At 37.7% G+C, this 19,222-nt stretch carries 14 protein-coding genes and 1 CRISPR repeat array; of the genes, 13 read left to right on the top strand and 1 reads right to left on the bottom strand.

The window, feature by feature from the left end; translation table 11 throughout:
- Window positions 1–69: 69 nt before the first annotated feature.
- The 11 genes from csy3 (at window position 70) to M0221_RS08770 (ending at window position 17,554) form a co-directional block, all read left to right on the top strand.
- Complete coding sequence (gene csy3 / locus M0221_RS08720; protein WP_483283569.1) at window positions 70–1,089, top strand: type I-F CRISPR-associated protein Csy3; 1,020 nt, start codon at window positions 70–72, stop codon at window positions 1,087–1,089.
- Between the two features lie 3 nt (window positions 1,090–1,092).
- The gene (cas6f, locus tag M0221_RS08725) at window positions 1,093–1,707 is read left to right on the top strand and encodes a type I-F CRISPR-associated endoribonuclease Cas6/Csy4 (RefSeq protein WP_483283570.1); all 615 of its coding nucleotides are present in this window, start codon (window positions 1,093–1,095) and stop codon (window positions 1,705–1,707) included.
- A 178-nt stretch (window positions 1,708–1,885) separates the two neighbouring features.
- A CRISPR array of direct repeats spans window positions 1,886–3,953; the repeat unit is 28 nt; unit sequence CTTCATCACCGCTCAGGTGACTTAGAAA.
- A 256-nt stretch (window positions 3,954–4,209) separates the two neighbouring features.
- Window positions 4,210–4,500, top strand: a complete 291-nt coding sequence (locus tag M0221_RS08730) for an HpaA family protein (protein ID WP_262881093.1) — start codon at window positions 4,210–4,212, stop codon at window positions 4,498–4,500.
- Window positions 4,501–5,033: 533 nt separating this feature from the next.
- A complete protein-coding gene (locus M0221_RS08735; RefSeq protein WP_483283571.1) occupies window positions 5,034–5,963 on the top strand; it encodes a hypothetical protein in 930 nt (309 codons plus the stop codon).
- A gap of 631 nt (window positions 5,964–6,594) precedes the next feature.
- A complete protein-coding gene (locus tag M0221_RS08740) occupies window positions 6,595–7,809 on the top strand; it encodes an IS256 family transposase (protein ID WP_483283572.1) in 1,215 nt (404 codons plus the stop codon).
- A 941-nt stretch (window positions 7,810–8,750) separates the two neighbouring features.
- Window positions 8,751–9,260, top strand: a complete 510-nt coding sequence (locus M0221_RS08745) for a hypothetical protein (protein ID WP_483283573.1) — start codon at window positions 8,751–8,753, stop codon at window positions 9,258–9,260.
- Entirely contained in the window at window positions 9,257–11,662 is a 2,406-nt protein-coding gene (locus M0221_RS08750; RefSeq protein WP_483283574.1) for a hypothetical protein, read from the top strand. Before M0221_RS08745 ends, M0221_RS08750 begins: the two co-directional genes overlap by 4 nt.
- A 14-nt stretch (window positions 11,663–11,676) precedes the next feature.
- The gene (locus M0221_RS08755) at window positions 11,677–15,042 is read left to right on the top strand and encodes a tyrosine-type recombinase/integrase (RefSeq protein ID WP_483283575.1); all 3,366 of its coding nucleotides are present in this window, start codon (window positions 11,677–11,679) and stop codon (window positions 15,040–15,042) included.
- Between the two features lie 194 nt (window positions 15,043–15,236).
- Entirely contained in the window at window positions 15,237–15,743 is a 507-nt protein-coding gene (locus M0221_RS08760) for a hypothetical protein (RefSeq protein WP_483283576.1), read from the top strand.
- A gap of 245 nt (window positions 15,744–15,988) precedes the next feature.
- Window positions 15,989–16,807 carry a hypothetical protein gene (locus tag M0221_RS08765; RefSeq protein ID WP_483283577.1) on the top strand — a complete coding sequence of 273 codons (819 nt, stop codon included), beginning with the start codon at window positions 15,989–15,991 and terminating at the stop codon, window positions 16,805–16,807.
- Window positions 16,808–16,921: 114 nt separating this feature from the next.
- Window positions 16,922–17,554, top strand: coding sequence for a recombinase family protein (locus M0221_RS08770; protein WP_483283578.1), 633 nt, complete (start codon window positions 16,922–16,924; stop codon window positions 17,552–17,554).
- A gap of 60 nt (window positions 17,555–17,614) precedes the next feature.
- On the opposite strand, the gene M0221_RS08775 is transcribed toward M0221_RS08770, so the two are convergent.
- Complete coding sequence (locus M0221_RS08775) at window positions 17,615–17,851, bottom strand: hypothetical protein (protein ID WP_483283579.1); 237 nt, start codon at window positions 17,849–17,851, stop codon at window positions 17,615–17,617.
- Between the two features lie 363 nt (window positions 17,852–18,214).
- Between M0221_RS08775 and M0221_RS08780 the strand changes: the two genes are divergently transcribed.
- Window positions 18,215–18,487, top strand: a complete 273-nt coding sequence (locus tag M0221_RS08780) for a hypothetical protein (RefSeq protein ID WP_483283580.1) — start codon at window positions 18,215–18,217, stop codon at window positions 18,485–18,487.
- Between the two features lie 310 nt (window positions 18,488–18,797).
- The gene (locus tag M0221_RS08785; protein ID WP_483283581.1) at window positions 18,798–19,136 is read left to right on the top strand and encodes a hypothetical protein; all 339 of its coding nucleotides are present in this window, start codon (window positions 18,798–18,800) and stop codon (window positions 19,134–19,136) included.
- Window positions 19,137–19,222: the final 86 nt, after the last annotated feature.

Consider the following 19,222-nt stretch of genomic DNA (forward strand, 5'->3'; position numbering starts at 1 on the left):
TAGAACCTAGCTTTTAGACCTTTATCCTAAAAAAATCCAAAATTTACCTTTAATAAAATGGAGAATTACATGTCAAAATCAGACCTTACAACTGCCTCAGTACTAGCATTTGAGCGTAACTTAGATATCTCAGATGCCTTTTTTGCTCAAAACGACAGCAATAATACTGCTACCAAAACCATTCCCGTCAAAGTAAGCGAAAAATCAGTTCGTGGTACGATTAGCAATCGTCAGAAAAAAGCTATCGCTAACGATCCTGCTAAACTAGATGCTGAAATCCAAAAAGCCAATTTACAAACAGTAGATTCGGCTTCACTAGATGAAACCAATGACACTTTAGTGGTGACTTGGAGCTGCAAGGTACTACCTTTCACTGGCAAGCCAAGTGTCTGTAACGACCAAGATTATCAAAAAGCATTAGTGTCTGCTGTGCAAGGCTACATCGAGACTCAAGGCGTTAGTGAATTGGCTCATCGTTATGCCACCAATATTGCAAACGCTCGTTGGTTATGGCGTAATCGTGTCGGTGCCGAGCATGTAAAGGTTGAAGTCAGCTGCACAGTCGGTGAAAAAGCATATAGTCTTAATTTTGATGCAAAAACCATATCACTGCGCGACTTTGATGACCATTCTAAAAGTAGCGATGATCTGAATCAACTTGCCAGCCTTATTGAGCAAGGGCTTAATGGTAGCGCCTTTATCATACTCTATGTCAAAGCTTCTGCGGTAATGGGCTACGGTCAGGAAGTCTATCCCTCACAAGAGCTAGTGCTCGATACGGGCAAGACTAAAAGCAAAATACTTTATACTGTCAATGACAAAGCTGGCATGCATTCACAAAAAGTTAGTAATGCCATTCGTACTATTGACAACTGGTATCATGATGCTGAGTTTCCTATTGCCATTGAACCGTATGGTGCGGTAACCACTTTGGGTACGGCTTTTCGCCAACCAAAAGACAGTATGGATTTTTATAGCTTGTTTGATAGCTGGGTATTGCAAGGCAAAATACCCGAAATTGAGCAACAACATTATGTGATGGGCGTACTCATTCGCGGTGGCGTCTTTGGTGCCAGCGGTAAGGAGTAAGTTATGACTAACTCAACAAGCCTGTACTATTTCCAAGAAATAACCATCATCCCCGACCCTGATATTGCGCCTTACTTCATTTGGAGCAAGCTTTTTACCCAATTGCATATTGGGTTTGCTGATATAAAAAATAAGCATGGCATAGACTCAATCGGTGTCAGCTTCCCTGATTATCATTATGATGATAAAAAAGAGCAGTCATCCAAGCTTGGGCTAAAGCTTCGCGTCTTTGCTCCTAACCAAAAAGACTTAGAGACCCTAAATCTCGATAAATGGCTAACGCGACTAACAGATTATGTGCATATCAAAGGTATCAAAGAAGTAGGTAATAATGCGACTGGTTATGTCAGCGTGCATCGTTATCGCTTCAAACCTATTGATATACAAGTAAAATCTTTGGCTAATAAAATGGGCGTTAGCAATGAAGAGGCAATAGCCATCGTTGCCAAACGCAAACCTGAGTTAAAATTACCTTTTATTAGAATGTATAGTGAAAGCAATAAAACTCACTATCCATTACAAATCTTACAGCAAGCCAGTCAAGAGCAAGTTATTGGTAAATTTAATGTATATGGCATGAATGGTATGTCAAATGCGGTTACCGTGCCACAGTGGTAAACCGATTGAAGGGTAATGACGAATTGCCCAAAAATTAGGCATAAAAACCCTTATTTTTGACTACTTAAAAACTTGCAATAAAATCAAACAGTTACAGCAAGGACAAAAATGGAAGGTAAAATAGGGTATTTTGCCTTCCGAGCCTTGTTGTAGCTGATTTTTTTGAGTTATAATTCCTCTTCATCACCGCTCAGGTGACTTAGAAATCCAGCGTCTTTAATGAGCGCTCGTGTCGTTACTTCATCACCGCTCAGGTGACTTAGAAAATATCAAGACCATCTATATCAGCATATAACGGCTTCATCACCGCTCAGGTGACTTAGAAAAGCTTCGGCATTGGCAATGACTTTTGCAGCAACTTCATCACCGCTCAGGTGACTTAGAAAATTCATCATGACCATGCCCGACACCCTCAAATCTTCATCACCGCTCAGGTGACTTAGAAAAGATAATTACCGCTATAAACACCGTCTATCTCCTTCATCACCGCTCAGGTGACTTAGAAAACCACTAGGATATTGATAACAACCTCGAATAGCTTCATCACCGCTCAGGTGACTTAGAAAACTCGAGTGAGTGGCTATTGACCTGCTAATGCCTTCATCACCGCTCAGGTGACTTAGAAAATTACCAGTTGATATTGCGCCTATCACTGATACTTCATCACCGCTCAGGTGACTTAGAAACACCGATGCAAATCTTTCCGTAATTCTCGCCACTTCATCACCGCTCAGGTGACTTAGAAATTTAATCGTTAATGAGCTTTCGCCAAACGAGACTTCATCACCGCTCAGGTGACTTAGAAACATATAAATAATCATGCAATACTCCTATTAAGCTTCATCACCGCTCAGGTGACTTAGAAAACAGACCCACCGAAAGACCCTGCTGTTCCTTTCTTCATCACCGCTCAGGTGACTTAGAAATATATTGATTACTAACACCTCGTCGGTATCAACTTCATCACCGCTCAGGTGACTTAGAAAACTATGGGCGACGACCTCCTGCATCACTTGTACTTCATCACCGCTCAGGTGACTTAGAAATGATAATGCCTTGCTGTCTTGCAGTGCTTTAACTTCATCACCGCTCAGGTGACTTAGAAATGTCACGTAGGTCAATCGGCTTTGCCTCGACTCTTCATCACCGCTCAGGTGACTTAGAAAGCCAATGGTCACAAGCGACTTAATGACGGACCCTTCATCACCGCTCAGGTGACTTAGAAAACACTCAATAGTGACATTGTTGGCATACGCTCCTTCATCACCGCTCAGGTGACTTAGAAAGTCATGGGAATGGGCAGCGCAAGAGCCTAGTACTTCATCACCGCTCAGGTGACTTAGAAAAATAACGCATGGCGCTTATGAATTTGTATTAACTTCATCACCGCTCAGGTGACTTAGAAAAACCATCTACTAATGTTCCTTCAGTAACTTCTCTTCATCACCGCTCAGGTGACTTAGAAAAATGTGGCTTTTATCATCTAATTCGATGACTGCTTCATCACCGCTCAGGTGACTTAGAAAATTCGACACTAGGAGGACGACCACCGCGAGTACTTCATCACCGCTCAGGTGACTTAGAAAATATGAAGGCAAGAACGGCTAAAACTGTGCTTCTTCATCACCGCTCAGGTGACTTAGAAAACTGATGATGTTGATATAACACATGGTCAGATCTTCATCACCGCTCAGGTGACTTAGAAATAATGCTTTCAGCATATTTGTGACTTTCGTTTCTTCATCACCGCTCAGGTGACTTAGAAAAGCTACGCCAACAGCAGAAGCAGCAGATTTAACTTCATCACCGCTCAGGTGACTTAGAAACGATAGTTGATGCCTTGCAGGTGCATCGCCATCTTCATCACCGCTCAGGTGACTTAGAAATCTTTATCATCAGCATGTTCCATAACTTCACCCTTCATCACCGCTCAGGTGACTTAGAAATGACCAAAAACAAATATCAGTATCGAGCAGACCTTCATCACCGCTCAGGTGACTTAGAAAAGCTTCGAGAGCATCAAGTGCAGCATCATTCACTTCATCACCGCTCAGGTGACTTAGAAAGTTAGCATCTATATTTTGCAAACGACAAGGAACTTCATCACCGCTCAGGTGACTTAGAAAATATATCGATATGGTAGACGTTGCTACCATAGCTTCATCACCGCTCAGGTGACTTAGAAAACGACACGAAGCAATGCTTACTAAGTGATGATCTTCATCACCGCTCAGGTGATTTAGAAAGTCATCACAGCCATTCCATACGGCTTTATTAATATCGTCTTGATTAATCTTATTGGTCATTTTATTAGCAATGCTGGTTGGCATTTATGGTTCCTAAACACTTTGTAAAGTCGTTAATCATTTTATTAGTGATTGCTCATCACAGAAGTGAGCTAATGATAGCAGGGTCTAAAATACTTGGCAGATATCATTGCTTAAAAATTCGATTATAGTAAACAAAGGTATAAGCAGATTAAATAAGCTAAGGGATTAAGCGATGAAAATACTAGGATTGTGTATCTTAGGCACACTCAGCTTAAATGCTTGTACAACGGGCGTGAATAATAGCGTAGTAATGAATACGCCTAATAAAATCGTCACCTACTACCCCGTTGAGACTGCCATGCTCAATGTCTATACTCGAGCGTATAGTGATCAAGTGGTGGATAAATCAGTAGGTATCAACTATTTCACTTTGGAGCCACTGGTGTTTCATAGCTTTACCATCGACGTAGGTGAGTATTCAATTGCAACCCAAACCTATACCGAAAATAGCCAACATACATGATTCAAGTATGTATCTGACTGAAGAGGTTTATAGCGATAGCAGTAAACGTAACAAGATAAAAACCTATAGGCAGATATGGTTATTCAAACGAGAGAGTAATAATACCGCATGGCTGTATATAGAAAGCTCAGAAAACTTATTACTCAGCTACGACCCTGACGGCACTTCGACAGAACGCTACAAGATAAATGCCCAGGGTGATGTCTTATATAACAATGTGACTATTAATAACACTAAGACGATTTTTTTTAACAGTATGTAGTTATAAGTCACTTAATTAAGCCTAGTCACACTTATGAGGTATTGAATAGATGCCAACTATATGGGCAACCAAATCGCTACAGCCTCTCCAATCCAAAAAAACTATCTGCGGTTAGCATGTGCGCCTTTTTTATCAATTTGTATTCGACCGCTACTAGTAGAAATAGAGTAATACTGTAGCAACAATGTTAAAACTAAAACTTTGTTTTGCAATTAAAAATAGCTTTGACTACTATTGAGCTTCTTATAGGATACTAACGATAGGTAACAACATGAAAATCAATAAGCTATATGCAAGTATCGCATTAACGAGTGCTTTGGCTCTTACAGGATGTGGCGGCGATGATGATGGTGAATATGTATCAGGCGGCGGTGACAATGGTGGCCCTATTGTTAAGAATGAGCTGAACTACACTGCATTCGATCCTTTCAGCGACGTGATCAATGGACAATACAAAACGGGATGGGGCAAGCTTGCTTTCAAGCTCAATAATAATGGCTTGATTCGTAGTATTTCTACCGTCGTGGGCAGCTCACCTACTGCCTATCAAGACAGCAGAAACGGTGATAGATTAGAGTATTATGTTGGTAACAATTTATTTGCCGCTGTTACTGAAGAGTTCGATAGTAAGTTCTATAAAATCAGCTTCGTAGATAGCGATACGTTCAAGCTAAACATTCAGTCAGGCAGCGGTACCGTCAATTCGACTTATGACATTATTACTCTCGACCTCACTGGCGTAGGCAAGCAACCAAAAAATGCTCAGACGGGGATAGATACAGATTTGGAGTATTTCCCCGACGGCTTTAACGCTACTTATCCTAGTGGCTCTCAGTGTTACATATTTTTAGAAACCCCTGATCAAGACTACTATACTTTTTCCGACGGTGAAGACGAAGGCAGTATGTCGATAGATCAGTGGCTTGCTAATGAGAAAAAACGTAATACTGTCAACAATGTGGTCAAAGAAAATGTCGGAAGCAAAAATGAATTGCAAGCGGTAAGATATACCGATGGAGATGGCGATATTAATGCAGCTGTGATATACAAAGGCTTAATTTATGACGCTTATTACTACCAAAAAGGAGTTCAAGAGAAAGAAGATACTAACCCTAATATCGCAGAGGTCTACTGTAACCAATACAATAACGTTGCCACCAATTTTTTAGAAACGCAAATTAAAGCTACTTATCAAAATTAACCAATACAGCTAAGATCTAACTTTGATGTTTGGTAGCTTTTATTAGTCAGTATTTATTATCCTTTTCATGAGAATGAAAAACAGCGCCTAATGTGGGCGCTATTTTTTATACAAGTAAACTTAGCAGTTAAATACAGTATCCATGAGTATTCTTGCCTTAGTACTTATACTTTGCTCTTTTTGCAGCCGCTATTGTTTTTAATTTTTGCTGTAACGATATCGATTTTTTCTTAATTTTTGTATGTTTATTATCAAATTTCCTACTTACTTTATGGTGATTTACTTGAGCGGCATAATTCTTAGAAAATTTTGGTGCAGCGTTTGCTTGGCGAACCATTGTCAAACAAGCCGTGGCAGCTAAAATAAGATTATAATTATCTTTTTCATTATAATTACTTGATTGAATTCATATCGGTTATGAATAGTGATTGAAAGTGCCTTATTTAGTATCAAGCAAAATAGCTACCATGACAAAAAGCATCGTGATAAAGAGTTGCTTTATCGACAACGGAAATCATAAACGACTCTAAAGTTAAGTAGTTTTATAAAACTAAAGAAAGGTTGCGATTTTTACTGGGAGTTTCCTAAAAACTGTGTAACTGCTTATAATCCACTAACAGGAGAATAAGCAATGACTACTCAATCTGACATTAAAAAACTGGCCGAGCAAATGGCCAGCAGCATGAGCAGCTTCGATGACATCAAAGACTTCCAAAAGCAGCTCATGCAGTCGTTTATCGACACTGCTCTCGAAGCTGAGATGGAAGATCATCTTGGCTATCCTAAGCATGAGAAAGCCGATAAACCTAATAAGCGCAATGGGCACACTAAAAAGACCGTCCGCAGTGACACAGGCGATCTTGAGATCTCCACCCCAAGAGACCGCGATAGCAGCTTTGAGCCTGTGCTCGTCAGTAAGCACCAAACCCGTATTAGTGGCCTTGATGATAAAATAATCATGTTTTATGCCAAGGGTCAAACCACCACTGAAATTGTCGAAACCATCAAAGACATCTACGACGTCGACATATCAAGCTCTCTTGTCTCAAGAGTCACGGATAATATCTTAGATGACATCACTGCATGGCAGAATAGACCCCTTAGTAGCATCTATCCTATTGTCTACCTAGACTGCATCGTCGTTAAGGTGCGCCAAGACAAACAAATCATCAACAAGGCTATCTATCTGGCGCTAGGTGTTGCTCTTAACGGTAAAAAAGAGCTGCTTGGTATGTGGCTATCAGAGAATGAGGGCGCTAAGTTCTGGCTTGGCGTTCTCACTGAACTACAAAACCGCGGGGTTCAAGATATCCTAATTGCCTGTGTCGATGGTTTAAAGGGCTTCCCTGATGCCATTAACACCGTCTACCCCAACGCTCAGGTTCAGCTGAGTATCGTACACATGGTGCGTTATTCCATGAAGTTTGTGCCATGGACGGATAAAAAGAAAGTAGCGGCTGATTTAAAGGCCATCTACGGCGCTGATACGCTTGAGATAGCAAAGGCCAATCTTGAGCACTTTGATGAGGTGTGGGGTGATAAGTACCCGCATGTGGTCAAGTCTTGGCGCAATAACTGGGAGGGCTTAACGGTGTTCTTCGAGTATCCTAAAGACATCAGAAAAGCGATTTATACCACCAATGCGATAGAGTCGCTAAACAGTGTGATTCGGACGGCGGTGAATAAATGTAAGGTGTTCCCCTCTGATCAGGCAGCATTCAAGGTGGTTTATCTGGCCACCCAGCAAGCATCCAAAAAATGGTCGATGCCCATTCGTAACTGGACGTCTGCTTTGAATCGCTTTATGATTATGTTTGATGATCGTATCAGTAAGCATTTAATCTAAATGGCAGTTACACAGAATCTGGGATGGGCTCTTTTTACTAGCACTTTGACCATTAAAACTCCATCTATCAGAATATAACGACAACCGTTGTCGTCTTAATCAACCTGCCCTTGAAGTTTCCAATCTCTTATTCATATAATCAAAGTCATATCATCTAAGCAACTATATACTCGTATTTAGATTCACCTTTTCTTTTATGCCAACAATATCCCAAATCTACCATGTATTCGCATATTGACTGCAACAGTTTTGATGCCAGCTGTGAGAAGTCTTTTGTTCCGATCTAAAGGAAAAACCTGTAGTTGTAATATCTAGTAACGATGGCTATAGTCAATTCCAAATAAAACAGATACGTTATGTTCCAACGCAGTACTGGTATAAATTTTTCTGGCGTGCTGTGACTACGCTGACAGAGGCTGCGTAAAATTCATCCCAGTCCTACTGTATCGCTTTAATACTGAACTCACTATATGTGATAGCACGTCCACCTAATTACCTCTTAGCTTCTAGCCAACTTGTTCTCAAATCACTGTAAGTTACAAATAGATACAATAAAAAATCATTAGAATCTAAATCAAATGAGTATACATATAATATTTAAAATGAATAAAGATTAAGTTTTATGTCTACCTTAGAATTAAGTCAATACGACTGTCTACAATACATACAATACCTTTATCAAAAAAACCAATATCCATATCGAATACACCCCACATATTCTCTAAATATAATTAATCATTATTGACTATTATTTTTAATATTAATGAAGATACTTTCCATATAATCTTTTATTTCTCACTCTAGCGAAGGCTTGTACTCATAAAAAAATTTACTATAATATTTTTTATGAGCTAGCTTCATATTTTATGTAAAAATACCAAGGTTATAAATCATATGATTAACTCCTTATATTTTATAGATACCAACTGAGTGAATCATAAGTGAAAACAACCACAATAGCTAAACTTAAAAAAGACACTATTCTCATATTTCCAAGTACTGTGGATCTTTTTCTTATCTACAGCCACCATATTCGACCATTTATTGATACTCACACCTTGACTATCGAACAAAATTCTAAGAAATCTAAACACACACTATTTGTTAAAAATGAAAAAAAGCTATTTTTAGTAAATAATTTTGAGCTTTATCACATTATAAAAGATCCAGATACTAATCAAAAAACTCTAAAAAAACAGGTAGAAATTATAAATATAACTGAAGATCAATTTGATTTTAAGATGATGTTTGATGAACTGATTGAAATCATAGCTCAACACAAAAATAATTTAAACGTCAAGATAATTCATAAACACCTCATAAAAATCCTAACAAAAGAAATGAACAAGCTGTTTTTTAATAAAAATATTTTTACTATTCCTAATTTCTGTCAGCTTATAAATATAACCGAGCCAACCTATCATAAAATTCGTTCTACGAGCATATCATGACAAAAAACAATCAAGGCGTTTATCGTCAGAAAAAGCAGCTTAGCTCTGAAATATTAAAAAATATCATTAACACATTTAATGAAGATAAAGACTTTATCTACCAAGAAGCTGTTCTGTCCGCCATCTCGGCAATCGTTACGGCTGTAAATGAAAGCCATATATCCTCTGATAACCCTATTCAGAAGTTGATTGAAAGTATCGTACATACACTGCAAACAGATCCCATCTCCTACCGCCATATGCAAATCAATAAATCTGCGTTAGCAAAAAAGCCGCTCGTGATGCAATTATTGATTCTCATGCAAGATATCGTCAATAGAGGGCAGCAGAGTCGCTCACAAGAAAAGCTAATTTGGCTTTCTATAGCAATGCATACTGCTGTCGTGCTAACGCATTACCAGAAAAAGACTTACGCTAATAATATAATGATGCAGTTTAAATTGGCTCAATTTTCAGGCTCATCTAGACGAACATGGATCTGGTCTGAATTACCTGATATGCCAACTATGAGTCACGATAATATATTATCAATATTGACAAATATATTAGAGAAAAATCAAGAGAGTACTACGGAGCTAGACAGTAAAAACTTTATTACTCAAATAAAACTAAAAGAAGATATGTCTATAGCAATCGCTAAGCTTGGTCAAATAGAGAAAATTGTGAACGCTTATCAAGACGCACACTACTTAAAAATTAGGAAATCTAAAAAACCGTGCAAAGCTCAGACAGATAATACCAAAGTTGAGCCTATTAACTTAGCCGAACAAAAACCATCTTATCAGTCCAACAATGAACACACTCCTTATTACTGGGACACACCTTTTGATGATATTGAACACAGTGCCATACCTGTAGACATTAATTTTTTATCCGCCAACACTGAGACTTATGAAGGATTAACAACCAGTTTTGAAGAAATCATTGATAATTATGATGAGCCCTATATAAGTTATGAGAGACTACCAGATCCGTTGATCAGACAATCTGCTCCATTACAAACTATTGATATATCATTACAGCAACACCATATGTCTCAGCGCGACTTAGGGCTGAATTCCAGCACTTCAGTATTATCATTAGTGGGCTATCAATTATTATTTGCCGCTCTCGTTCATGGTACTAAATCAGCCTCTCAACTAAATTATAAAATATGTGCCAGTATTTTATTGCTATCCATGATTACAGCATTACCTATGAAATCACTCATGTTGAAAGGCTACATTGGCCATCGACGTATTTTTAGCATAGGTGTTAAACGGGCTTATATTAAACATACTTTAGGCATCACTGAACGCTCAGAGGTGTTTAACAGTGCCAAACATGAAAACGAGTTTGATGAAGTAAAAATTCCCATACCTTTGTGGCTGATTGAAAGTTTACTATCTACTGATATTCCATCAATAGATGATTTTAATACTTACCTTGCTATGTTACGTGTCCACCTAGGGCTACCTTACCTATCACTAAAAAGAATACAAACTGCACTACATATCATTCTCTCTCGCTATACATCTCATAGTCATAATCATATTGCAGATATTATTTGTCGCACGCCCGCATCTCATGCTCCTGCAATGTATTATAGCAGTCACAGCAGTGAGACACTTCTTAGCCACTATAAATCTGCCCTAAGTGTATTGAATAAAGCAGGTAGCTTTGACTTGTCTTATATCACTCCCTGGCATAAATACACCCTAGGTTCAGGGTTAGCGCTCACTTCTGAGTATGTTCGTGAAATAATTGTGAAGCTTAAAGACTGGGTTCATGATAGCCCAGATGCCGCCACTCACTTCAATAGAACCAGCATCTTTGTGTGGTTTGTATTTTGCTTGTTAACTGGCATACGACCAAACAATGGTGTTGGAAAAATAAGCGATATCGATCTTGATATGGGATGGCTTGAGATTGACGACAAACCAAACAAACAAGTTCAAAACCAACGTTTAATACCTCTATGTCCCACCCTCTTGCGCTATTTAACTGACTACAGAAGCTATCTTATCCGGTATCAGATAAATAACCCTTTAGAACACGATATCAGTATAAGTATTGATGAGATCAGATTAGGTGATAATGATGTCACTTTACTGAGACTTCTATCAGATAGTTTTAATACTTTAAAAATTATTAAACGCGGTGATGCCTATCATATGACTAAGGATATTATTAACGCCAATCCCTATTGGACGCGTCACTTTGTACGTACACAACTTGAGAAGTTAGGTGTTGACCTGACACTGATTAATACCGTTATTGGCCATGAAAAGGCTCGCCAAGAAGGATTGGGGTGTTTGTCGAGCCTAAGTAAAGCTAAGATTAAAGTCGTGGGCGGCGCATTTGAGCATATCGCTAGAATCCTAGATCTACATCTAGATAGTATAGATAACAATAGACTATAACGCTGAGGTAATATATGTCGAGTGAGAATGTAAGGCCCCCTAAAATTATTGATGGCTTAGCAAGATTTGATGGCAGAAGAAAGAAGTATGTGCCTTACCCTTCAGTACTTGATAGTAGCTGCGATACTGAAAAATTCAGGATTCTATTGCTCGCCGATCTACAAACTAATTGGGAGCAACTACGAAAACAGTATGTTGGTAATAGTAATTCCCTTCAATCTACTACCAAATATTATCGACAATTTCTTAAATTAAACGACTCCATATTTACGCCTACTTCTCCTACTATAAGCTCTCTTGATAAAACGTGGTTACTTTGGAGTCAATCACTATGTCAGTTCAGTTATGAACTTAATGAGAAATTAACACCACTATCCAAAAAAGGCTTCAGCAAATTCCAAACCTATATTAATAAGAAATCAGCACAAGAATATAAAACGAAAAAAATAATAAAGCAGGGCTGGCAAACCATTACAAACTTTATTGATTATCAAAACCAAAATTTTATGCTTGCAGAGAATTACTATCCTAAGCTTATTGCACCACAGCAGAAAAAGTCTAATCCGCTAATTATTAAAAATAACTGGGTGACACAGGGTAAAGAGTTAAACAGAGTCATTCGTGCGGTACAGGAGCACTGGCATCAAACAGCAGATTATAATCATGATGAGATTTTAGGCTGGTTATTATTTTCTGGGATTGTGTACGGCGGTATTAATGAAAAGCAAATGCTCCAAGGATGGCTTATAGCTCTACTTAGTAAAGAATACCAGCCCTTTATTCATCGAAGAATACTTATATCGCCTCGCTTTGAACAAAAACGTTACGGTAATGAGCGTTTAGAAAGTAGTAATAAGCTTTTTAACACCAAGCAAATTATTTTAGATTTGGTCAGTCAGTGTTGGCTGATACGCTACCATCAATGTCATAAAGCTGACGACAGGCCTACGATTTCGGATTTGTCACAGGAAAAAATTAAGCTATATATTACCAATACATTATCTATCGTCACTGAACCGTTGCAACTGAACACACCTACTCTATTTAACCTCCTAGGTTATGCCAGCTACCACTGGGAAATGCTTGACGGCGTTGATATCGATCAAGCTTCGGTTGCTGTGCTGCGCGGTGATCAAAATACAGTAGGACTGCGTACCCAAGATTTTAATCAACTCTTAAATCAGAAGTATAAAAACAAAGCTGTGGATTATGATCTAAATGATGTTTTAAAGCTATCCATCAACGCAACGACGACGTCAAAAACGGCATTAACTAGCAACAACTATAAAAAAGCAGAAGTGAGAAAATCAGATTTAATTACTCAGATCACACGAGACTTCAAATTAACTGAGGAGCTAAAAAATAAAAAGCTAAACTATGTACCACCTACTTTTATTGAGAGGGTTATCAAGCGCCGTCATAAATACAGTGACTTAAGTGAGGTCATCTTATTAGACTGGGTATTAGACATGCTCAATCAGAGAAGTTCTTCTAGCGATGAAACTATCTTAAAATATGCTAGAACAATAGGCTATGAGTGGCTATATTTTACAATGGCCCAACCGATTGATATTTGGTCAGAAGAGGATTTTGAAACACTCTATGAGGACATTCTAGAGCACAAATCTATTGTGCGTGGTAATACTGATATTGGCTACTCTGCCCGCTTATTTCAAAGCATGCATGACTTTGCTAAAAATAAGCATGGACTACCTGCAGTTACTATCCAACACTCAAAAAATGGTCGACGGGTCCGTGCTGAGCTGGTATCCCCACAAGCTTATAGAGCTATTATCACGCAAATACTAACGTCAGTAGATATTTTAGAGCGCGAGATGTTTGCACTCCTTTTTATACTGGTTTATCGAACTGGGATGCGTAAAAAAGAGCTATTAGGTTTGAAATTTAATGATATAGAAGGTCTAAATGTATCCGAACCATCAATCATTATTAAACCAAACAGTTATCGCTCAACCAAGACTCAAAGTAGTATTCGCCGCATTGCCTTATTTGCTCTACTTAAACCAGCTGAGCTGAATTTTTTCATCAACTATATCCAAAGCAATATTGGCGCTAATAACAATAAATTCATCTTTACGCTTTCAGTAGATCGTCGTCCTATCGATGATCATATCCCTCTACAACTGCTTAAACGTATTCTAAAGGATATATCGACAGATAAAGAAATAATAAGCCATACCTTTCATGCATTTCGTCACACTGCAGTCAGTAACCTATCATTAGTCCTCTTAGGCCATACAGACCTAATAGAAACACTAACTGATTACGATAAAAGCGATGTATTACGAATAAAAAAGGGATTACTAGGTGAGCATATTGATGCGCAAGACCATTGGTATGCTCTATCGGGTTTGATGGGACATCTATCACCGCAGCGTAGTTTTGAATACTATAATCATATTGCCACTTTAATGGCAACCTACGAGCTAAGCGTGGCAGATATTAAGATACCTATTCAAACACTACACAATATGACAGGCTTTACCAAAAAACAGTTCATGGAAAACCACGCCACTATCAATAATAAAAACCTTAGTATGCCAAGCATCCGTACGTTTTTATTTAAAAAATCTCTCGAAGGTATTCGAAAATCGCCGTCTTTCGCTATTGAGAGTTGTGAACATAAAAATATTTTATATACTGCACCTTCCTCAAATGAAGAGTTCTTTATGCGCTATGGTTTGAATCGTGTGCAGCTTTTACTACAATCTTATGATAATAAAACACCTTTAAATGAAGCCGCCGCATTATCAAGCATCACTACCTATGATGCACAAATACTTATAGAGCGTGCTATTCAGGTCGCAACCATCACCACCACAAAGGGTAAATCTCGCTTTACGAAGTTAACAGACTCAAAGACTACCACGCTAAGCCCACTGAAATTACAACATCAAAGTGACCTCAGGCTATTATCAATCTTACGAAACAACGCTTATCAACTCAGACATCAGACATATTATGATTGGCAATGGTTCATCACGATATGTAAACAAAGGCTGTCTAGTAGTAGGTCATTTGTGCCTTTTTCACCAAAAGAAACGGATGAATTACAACGGTTTTTTAGAATTGCAAAACGCTTGTTGCCTGATAAGAATTGGCTTATTACAGGTAATAAAGCCCTACTTGAAGAAAGTATGCTCCCTTCTGATTATCAAGGTATGAAAACGAAAGATAAAAACTTGATGAACAGTATTCATATAGGTATCTCGAATCTAGACTACAGAGTGTATAATTACAATTCGGAAAACAATAAAACAAGTACCACTAAAAAAACCAAATGGCAATACTCACCGCTATTACGATTTTTCGTGCATATGATGCTTATTACCGATGAGAAACTATCTACTGTGGATTAATTTTTTTGTATCCAACGTCATTTGTCATAACGCCCATTATGGGAATAATCGGCTGATTCTGCTGCTTTTTTGCGACTTAAATGCTGGCTTACATTAGCAAGAATTTAAACAAGCTTACTGGTATAGTTACGCCTAAATTACTAGATAAGCTATAGTTTAGGATGGCTCATCCTTGAATGATGGAGTGAAATTCTTTGAATATTCAGGACAATAAAAGATGGATCAAATCAATAGCTTTGAAGATAGGTTCCGTTATATTAATAATTGTCGTCTTCGTTTTCGCTAAGTCTATGGGTTTTTTAGGGAGTAGCGCCGCTGAATCATATATTGAGTCTAATAATGAAAATCGTGTTATCCAGATTCTTTCTAATGAAATTGGTGATATTAAAGCCCAATTACCCATGGTAGTTGATGAAATTACAACTTTAGAAAAAGTTGATTTAGATGGCCTGTATATTATTTATAAATACAAAGTTGATTTATCTGGTTACGATACCAGTGAAATAAACATAATCGGATTTAATATTAAGAACGAAAACACGAATAAAGCATGCAATAAGCCAGATATACCTGAAGCTTTAAATGCAGGGGTTGAGTATCATTTCACTTATCATGACCTAGATAATAATCAAATTTCTAGCTTTGAGATTACAAAAGCTATTTGTAATAATTTTCAATACAAACTCTCTAAACCACTATAACTTGATTTGGTACCCTAGTGAGGACTTGAACCTTTGGTTGTAGGCTAATGATATCGGTATGTTGAGTTATTTAGGTAGTCGCGGTGTACTTCGTTGTGTACATGCAGTGAGCTTTTGGATCATTATTTTTATTTACCATAAGCGCTGTTATGGGAACAATAGGTATTATGAGTGCATGACGTTAATGGCAGGGGTCATTTTTAAGCTGTCTGATTAGACCCACTATGAGAATTAGGATAATAAAAGTGAATAAAACAATATTTTTAGCATTAATGAGTCTAATTTTAAGTGGATGCAGTCAAGCTGTTACTACGCAGCCACCAATTCCTAAAGTCGTCGAATTACCAAAAATCAATTCAAAGCCAGTTACGACCAAAGCCATTGATTGGTCAAAAATTGATAAGCCAAATAATCTTATTGTTGATAATTTTCCTAAGGAAGTGACCCAACGCTATCAAATTGATGACGTCATGATGCAATCCTTTATGTCAGACTCTAAAGTAAGTAAGGAACAAGCGATGAGGATTTTGGCAATGCAAGTCGGGGTTCAAGACGAGGGTGTATTGCAAGGTTTATTTGATCAACTGGGTGACGATCTAGTGGCAGCAAGCTGGGGATTTGCAACACCTGACCAAAAAGGCATTAGAAAAGCGGATAAACCCGTCAATGATAAAGAAGCAGTTAGAGATTATCGTTTGTTTATTATGACAAAACCCAATGTAAAGGCAGAAATTCATCATTATGTATTTACCAGCAGTGATGCTAAGGATTTTAGCCTTCCGATTCAAATCTTACCAACAAATAAACGCTCAGCGGATGAATCAGTGGCTATTTATGGTGATGAAAAAATGTTTGAAAAAGTTACCATCTTGATTCGAAATAAGTACCGTGGTGAAATGCAATCAATTGGCTATACACCTGTCAATCAAACGACAAATGTGTCGATTTTCTTTCCAGAGGGCAAACCTAGTCAAGCTACTTTAGATAAACTAGAGGCTGAATTAGAATCATTAACTAGCTTAGACATATCGATTGAAATACTTGCCGGTAGAATGATTTTCTAGCAGAAACAGTATACCCCAAAGGAACCAGTTATTTTACCCTCTAAATCTATTAACAGACTACTTAAAACAGACTGATATAATGGAACCACTTATAACAGACTATTTTAGGTGTTTATGTTTATTAGAGCGTATCTACGAGCGTCAACCAAAGAACAAGATGCTAAACGTGCCAAAAGCGAGCTCATAGCATTTGCCAACGATCATGGCCACAAAATTGCTGCCTTCTATGTCGAAAACGAATCAGGAGCTATCTTGGTACGACCCAAGCTTATGCAACTGATTGAAGATGCTCATAAGGGCGATGTTATCTTAGTTGAGCAGATTGATCGCTTGGCGCGTTTGAACCAAGCTAATTGGGATACGCTCAAAAGAATGTTATCAGAGAAAAAGCTCTCTATCGTATCAAAAGAGCTGCCGACCTCCTATATGGCACTTCAACCTGAAAGCAGCACTGAATTTATGAGCAGTGTATTGCAGGCCATTAACTCGATGATGCTGGATATGCTCGCAGCCATTGCTCGAAAAGATTATGAAGATCGGCGTAACCGTCAGCAGCAAGGTATTGCTCGTGCTAAGGCAGAAGGTAAGTATTCAGGACGTAGGAAAGATACCGAAAAGCGCAAGATCATCGCAAGTCTACTCAAATCAGGCCATAGCTATTCTGAGATACAAGGTATGACCAAGTGCTCACGGCATCTGATCGCTGATGTGGTCAAGGAAAGACCGGAATTTATCATTGCTCATTAAGTGGTTCCACTACGGCAGTCTACTATGAGTAGTCTATTAATGGATTAATGAGCCTTTTTATCATGAACGCCAAGCGATTAGTCTATCAATAATTTCAATACATTCCTCTTGAGGTAATATGAATTCATCCATATCCATTGCTATCAAGCTGTGCAGATCACTCTGAAATTCATAAGATATCTCGTTAGAATAATCAAGCAAAAATTTCATAGCTTGTATTGATACCTTAGTAGGTTGGTAGTCGGTCAATATATGTCTTCTCAAGTCCAACAACTCAGCTTTTATAAGTTCATTCATATTCTCACCTTAAAATTGCCCATCGTAAATATAGTTGATGGTGTATCAAAAAGTATACTGATTAGAACACCACCCTATCGTTTAATAACAGAAACAAGTCTAATGATAGATAGGTTGTCGTTTAGAAGTTTTATGTTTTTGATATAGGCTAATGATAGGAAAAAAGCACAGCAACCAGCCCTATAATTCAAAAGTCTGCTTTAAGTAGTCTATTAATAGGTTTGAAGTGTGAAATAACTGATTCCCTTGGGTTATACCTTATTAACTTACATGATGATAAAAAGTATAGCTCGATAACTACATTCTGATCAAAATTTTAAGGGAATCTATAAAATAAGAAAAATATTATAAGATGGAGAAATCATGAGTTACGACTTTAAAGATGTAAAAATAAATAGAGAGTTTAGATACTCTCTTGGAAAAGAAATAACCACAGGCAAGTGCTATTTGTCTTTTCCAGTAAGAAATAGCTATGTTGATTATATAGAGTATTATGAGCTATCTCTTGAGCAGCTTAATATTTTCATGAAAAACGAAGAAGAGTTATTAGATTTTTTAGATAAGTGTAAGAGAAGAAAGAGAGATGAGCTTATGGCATTTTTTCCTATAGCCCCAATTCGAGGATATCCAACCTGAAAAATATGAAGTATAGAGAAGTGTGTTAGGTTTTCACATGAACAGAATTACCAAGATTGTCTATAAAATCGTAATAGCGACACATCAAAGTTGTTAATAATTTTGTCTAAATTAGAATAGTAGACGCAAAAAGACTTTAAGTTACAGGTATACGACCTAGTGTTCGACGCCTGTATAGCGCACCGAACATGCTTCCATAATGACGTTAAATCACTACCTTTTTACCGTCTAAAATGGAGGATACAAAACTCCTCGACTGTTCCGATAACAGATGTCGCGGTAAAACGTTAGCAAATAGAGAGTGAATGCTATGAAGGACAGATTAATAGTCGTACCAACCTCAAAAGAGGCGGAGCAAAGACTAGATTATGATAAATGTACAGATAGTGATTTAATTGAATATAATTTGAATGAGAAGGAATTTGATGAATTATATGATATAGGATTTTTCACTGAACTAAATGATAAATTAGGATTGATGATCGATGACTACGAATCCGAAGAAATATTAGAGGATAAGCTAAAAAATTTAGAAGATTTTATGGAGTGTTATCTTGGTAAAAATCCAAGAAATATACTACTTAGAAATCTCAATGATTTGTTCCAAGTTGCTTATGAAAAAAGAACGGGAGTATTCTTCTTCTTTTAATTAATCAGACTATTTTAAGATAGTAATTCTCCAAGTTTGTTTCTACGAATTTGACAGCAAAGGTCACTAAGCAGTTAGCGGTGAAT

This window comes from Psychrobacter sp. ANT206 (assembly GCF_056880555.1).

Bases quoted from the DNA above. Each gene is read 5' to 3' on its own strand.
- csy3 (WP_483283569.1), top strand. From the start codon at position 70: ATGTCAAAATCAGACCTTACAACTGCCTCAGTACTAGCATTTGAGCGT.
- cas6f (WP_483283570.1), top strand. From the start codon at position 1,093: ATGACTAACTCAACAAGCCTGTACTATTTCCAAGAAATAACCATCATC.
- M0221_RS08730 (WP_262881093.1), top strand. From the start codon at position 4,210: ATGAAAATACTAGGATTGTGTATCTTAGGCACACTCAGCTTAAATGCT.
- M0221_RS08735 (WP_483283571.1), top strand. From the start codon at position 5,034: ATGAAAATCAATAAGCTATATGCAAGTATCGCATTAACGAGTGCTTTG.
- M0221_RS08740 (WP_483283572.1), top strand. From the start codon at position 6,595: ATGACTACTCAATCTGACATTAAAAAACTGGCCGAGCAAATGGCCAGC.
- M0221_RS08750 (WP_483283574.1), top strand. From the start codon at position 9,257: ATGACAAAAAACAATCAAGGCGTTTATCGTCAGAAAAAGCAGCTTAGC.
- M0221_RS08755 (WP_483283575.1), top strand. From the start codon at position 11,677: ATGTCGAGTGAGAATGTAAGGCCCCCTAAAATTATTGATGGCTTAGCA.
- M0221_RS08770 (WP_483283578.1), top strand. From the start codon at position 16,922: ATGTTTATTAGAGCGTATCTACGAGCGTCAACCAAAGAACAAGATGCT.
- M0221_RS08775 (WP_483283579.1), bottom strand. From the start codon at position 17,851: ATGAATGAACTTATAAAAGCTGAGTTGTTGGACTTGAGAAGACATATA.
- M0221_RS08780 (WP_483283580.1), top strand. From the start codon at position 18,215: ATGAGTTACGACTTTAAAGATGTAAAAATAAATAGAGAGTTTAGATAC.
- M0221_RS08785 (WP_483283581.1), top strand. From the start codon at position 18,798: ATGAAGGACAGATTAATAGTCGTACCAACCTCAAAAGAGGCGGAGCAA.